General features: G+C 46.5%; 4 protein-coding genes. All 4 read right to left on the bottom strand.

Going from position 1 to position 3,907, the window contains the following annotated elements; all coding sequences use genetic code 11:
• Positions 1 to 461: 461 nt before the first annotated feature.
• Positions 462 to 1,787, bottom strand: coding sequence for an ATP-dependent protease ATPase subunit HslU (hslU, locus tag A3757_RS10835; protein ID WP_068509052.1), 1,326 nt, complete (start codon positions 1,785 to 1,787; stop codon positions 462 to 464).
• A 76-nt stretch (positions 1,788 to 1,863) separates the two neighbouring features.
• Positions 1,864 to 2,394 (bottom strand): ATP-dependent protease subunit HslV, encoded by a 531-nt coding sequence (gene hslV, locus A3757_RS10840; protein ID WP_068509054.1) that lies wholly within the window; start codon positions 2,392 to 2,394, stop codon positions 1,864 to 1,866.
• Positions 2,395 to 2,549: 155 nt separating this feature from the next.
• Positions 2,550 to 3,215 carry an SPOR domain-containing protein gene (locus A3757_RS10845; protein ID WP_082865176.1) on the bottom strand — a complete coding sequence of 222 codons (666 nt, stop codon included), beginning with the start codon at positions 3,213 to 3,215 and terminating at the stop codon, positions 2,550 to 2,552.
• A 33-nt stretch (positions 3,216 to 3,248) separates the two neighbouring features.
• A partial coding sequence (locus A3757_RS10850; protein WP_255374984.1) for a DALR anticodon-binding domain-containing protein occupies positions 3,249 to 3,907 on the bottom strand: 659 nt, incomplete at its 5' end.

Genomic DNA, 3,907 nt, shown 5'->3' on the forward strand with positions numbered 1-3,907 from the left:
TACAGGTCTGTATGGTGAGGCCTTGCCAACCTACCAGGGTAGCCAGGAAAGCAGGCCCAAGACAATCAAAGTAAAGGGCGGTTCGTCTGGTGGTGACAGCTATTTTGAAAGAGTCTCTCAGAAAGTAGTATCTATGTTTTAAGATTAATTGGGGTCAGAGTAGAATGGCACTTACTTAAGCTAGGACGCGCTCCGACGCTTGTCATTCCCGCTATGCCCCATCGTCATTGCCGCGCAGGCGGCAATCTATTGTTTTGAATCCTACACGACTAAACAAAAAAGAAGACTTCTCGTCGCTGCATGATTTAATGCGTTTAGTTTTACTTTTAATGTGTCGCATAACTCGTAAAAACAATGGATTCCCTTATTCAAGGGAATGACGTCTTTGTTTGCCTTAAGTAAGTGCCATTGGGGTCAGAGTAAAAGCGAAGGTTTTTCCTCTGACCCTGATGATTTAATGATTACAAAATATATTGGCTTAAATCTTCATCTTCAGACAACTCATCGAGTTGCTCTTTAACGTAGTCAGCTGTCACTTCAAAGTCATCTCGTTGGCTGTCGCCAGCCTCAAATGATATATGCTCCAGAAGTCTCTCAAGCACTGTGTGCAGGCGACGAGCCCCGATATTTTCAGTCTTCTCATTAACCTTCCAGGCAATGTGTGCAATCGTTTCGAGTGCGTCCTCACTGAAGCTGAGTTTTAAGCCTTCGGTAGCCATAAGTGCAATATATTGGTCAATCAGTGAAGCATTTGGTTCGGTTAGAATCTTTTGGAAGTCTTCTGGTGACAGCGCTTTAAGCTCAACACGAATTGGTAGGCGCCCTTGAAGCTCAGGAATAAGGTCTGAAGGCTTCGATAGGTGGAAGGCGCCTGAAGCAATAAACAGAATGTGGTCTGTTTTGATTGGCCCAAGTTTAGTGGTTACTGTACTTCCTTCAATTAGTGGAAGTAAATCGCGCTGTACACCTTCGCGTGATACGTCGGCGGAGGAGCCTTCAGAGCGCTTGGCAACTTTATCGATCTCATCGATAAAGACAATACCGTTCTGCTCAACTGCCTGGATAGCTTTAGATTTAATGTCTTCTTCATTTACCAGCTTGCCAGCTTCTTCTTCTTTGACTTGCTTAAGCGCGTCTTTAACCGTTAGTTTTCGGGTTTTCTTTTTGTCACCGGACATGCTGGAAAAGATATTCTGAAGCTGGTTGCTCATTTCTTCCATGCCTGGAGGCGCCATAATCTCAACGCCTACAGGTGTGGCGCTGACTTCAATATCGATTTCTTTATCGTCTAAATCGCCTTCTCGGAGCTTCTTGCGGAAGATTTGTCGCGTCGAAGAATTATCGCTTTGAGCTGAGTCGGCACCCGTTCGTGCTGGAGGAAGCAGGGCATCTAAAATACGCTCTTCAGCAGCGTCAGCAGCTTTAGTGTCGACAAGCTTCATTTCTTTTTGCCGCAACATATTAAGGGCCGAGTCAGCAACATCGCGAACAATAGACTCTACATCTCTACCCACGTAGCCTACTTCAGTAAATTTCGTTGCTTCAACCTTCAGGAAGGGAGCATCAGCAAGTTTAGCCAAGCGTCGGGCGATTTCAGTTTTACCCACACCGGTTGGGCCAATCATTAAAATGTTTTTGGGGGAAATTTCTTCTCTTAAGGCCGGGTCAAGTTGCATGCGGCGCCAGCGGTTTCGAAGTGCGATAGCAACTGCACGCTTGGCTTCATCTTGGCCGATGATATGTTGGTTGAGCTCGTGTACGATTTCGCGAGGAGTCATGTTTGCCATGGAATTTAGTACCGTATCATGTAAAGGGTGATGTTGATTCGGGCTTTCGTTAAGTTGTGTCGTGCCTGATTAGTGGCTATTTGGCTTCACCAAGGTGCTCGATGGTAAAGGCATCATTAGTGAATACGCAGATGTTGGCAGCGATCGTTAGACCTTTTTCAACAATCTCTTGTGCTGATAGCTCGGTGTTTTCAAGTAGAGCTCTTGCGCTAGCTTGAGCGAAAGGGCCGCCAGAGCCAATTGCAATCAGGCTATCTTCAGGCTCTATTACATCGCCATTACCGGTGATGATAAGAGAGTTGTTTTCGTCTGCCACGGCAAGCAATGCTTCAAGCTTTCTGAGTGCGCGATCTGTGCGCCAGTCTTTGGCTAGCTCAACGGCAGCTTTAACAAGATTGCCTTGATGTTTCTCTAGTTGCGCTTCAAAACGTTCAAACAATGTGAAAGCATCTGCTGTGCCGCCTGCAAACCCGGCGATGACTTTGCCGTCATAGAGTCGGCGCACTTTTTTAGCGTTGCCTTTCATGATGGTGTTTCCGAGCGAAACCTGACCGTCGCCGCCAAGAGCAACTTCGCCTTCGCGGCGGACTGATAAGATGGTTGTCATGAACTTCTCCACAAAGTTTGCGTTCACCAATGCGGCCAAGTGGCTCAATTGGTGTTTTGACTAAATACTGCCAGCTGCGATTAAGCGATGTATTGCAGCAGCGAAAGTTTTTATATGGAGTCGCTTGAAGAGATATCAAGCGTTAAGAAGGCGCTTTAGCTATCTTTTTTTACTTTCTTGACGAGAGGCTGGATATTAAGAGATACAAGTTTATCCAGGGCGCTATTTAACTTACTACGGTTGGTGAATGGTCCGGTTTTAACTCGGTGCCAGACAGTACCTTTATCATTGGTAACTGTTTCAATATTGGCTTTTAAGCCCTTAAAGGCGATAGTGGCTTTTTGGCGCTCGGCATCTGCCCGGTTTTTGAATGAGCCAGTTTGAATCACATAGAAGTAGTCTTCACTGCCTGATTTTTGTTTGAAGCGATACTCTTCTACCTTCGGTGCAGTCACTGTCGATTCTGGAAGGATATCGTAAAAGTTGAAACGCTTTGCCGGTGCTTCTTCGGCGGGCGTGCTTTTGCTGGCAGAAGGGGATTTTTTGGATATTGTTGGCTGTTTCTCGGGTGTTTCAGTGGGCGGAATAGACTGTAAAAAATACAAGCCATAGGCAAAAGCACAGACCAGTACAATTAGGGAAAGAAAAAATGGTGTACGGTTTTTTACCGGCGCTGAGCTTGGCACTTCTTTAGGGCTTGCTCCGCTGGCCTTCTTGCTCGCGCTGCTTTTAGCCCCGCCAGACTTTCCCGAAGAACCTTTTTTTGTCTTGGGTGCTCCGGGCTTTTTAGTGGTCGAGGGCTTAGCAAAATCTTGAGTCATATGATCAACGCGTCAATAGTTTATCGGGTGTGATTACATTTCTTCAGGAGCGCTAACCCCTAGTAGCTTAAGCCCGTTTCTCAATACTTGCTGGATGCTTAGGCAAAGCACTGCACGAGCATCTCTAATTTTACTATCTTCAACCATTACAATATTTGAATTGTAGTAGGTATGGAAGTCGCTCGCCAAACTATAGAGGTAGTTTGCAATTTGATGAGGCGCATTTTGCTCTCCCGCAATGCTGACAACTTCAGGGAAGCTAGCCAGCGTGTTTGCTAGTTTACGTTCGCTTTCAACGCTTAGCTGCTCTAGGTTGGCTAGGCCGTCTTCGGCAGACCACTCTGGAGAAGCTGCTAAAACCTTTCTAAAAATACTGCTAATTCGAGCGTGTGCATATTGGATATAGTACACAGGGTTGTCATTTGACTGGCTGCGAGCCAGGTCAATATCGAATGTTAGTTGTGAGCTGGGAGCGCGTGCGACCAGGAAGTAGCGAGTGGCATCGCGGCCAACTTCTTCGATCAAGTCTCGCAATGTGACGTAGCTGCCGGCACGTTTGGATAGCTTCACCTCTTCGCCGCCTTTCATGACAGTCACCATTTGGTGAAGAACATAATCAGGCCAGCCTTCAGGTATATCTTGCTTCAATGCTTGTAGGCCTGCTCGAACGCGAGTGATTGTACTGTGGTGGT

This window comes from Oleiphilus sp. HI0117, from assembly GCF_001635235.1.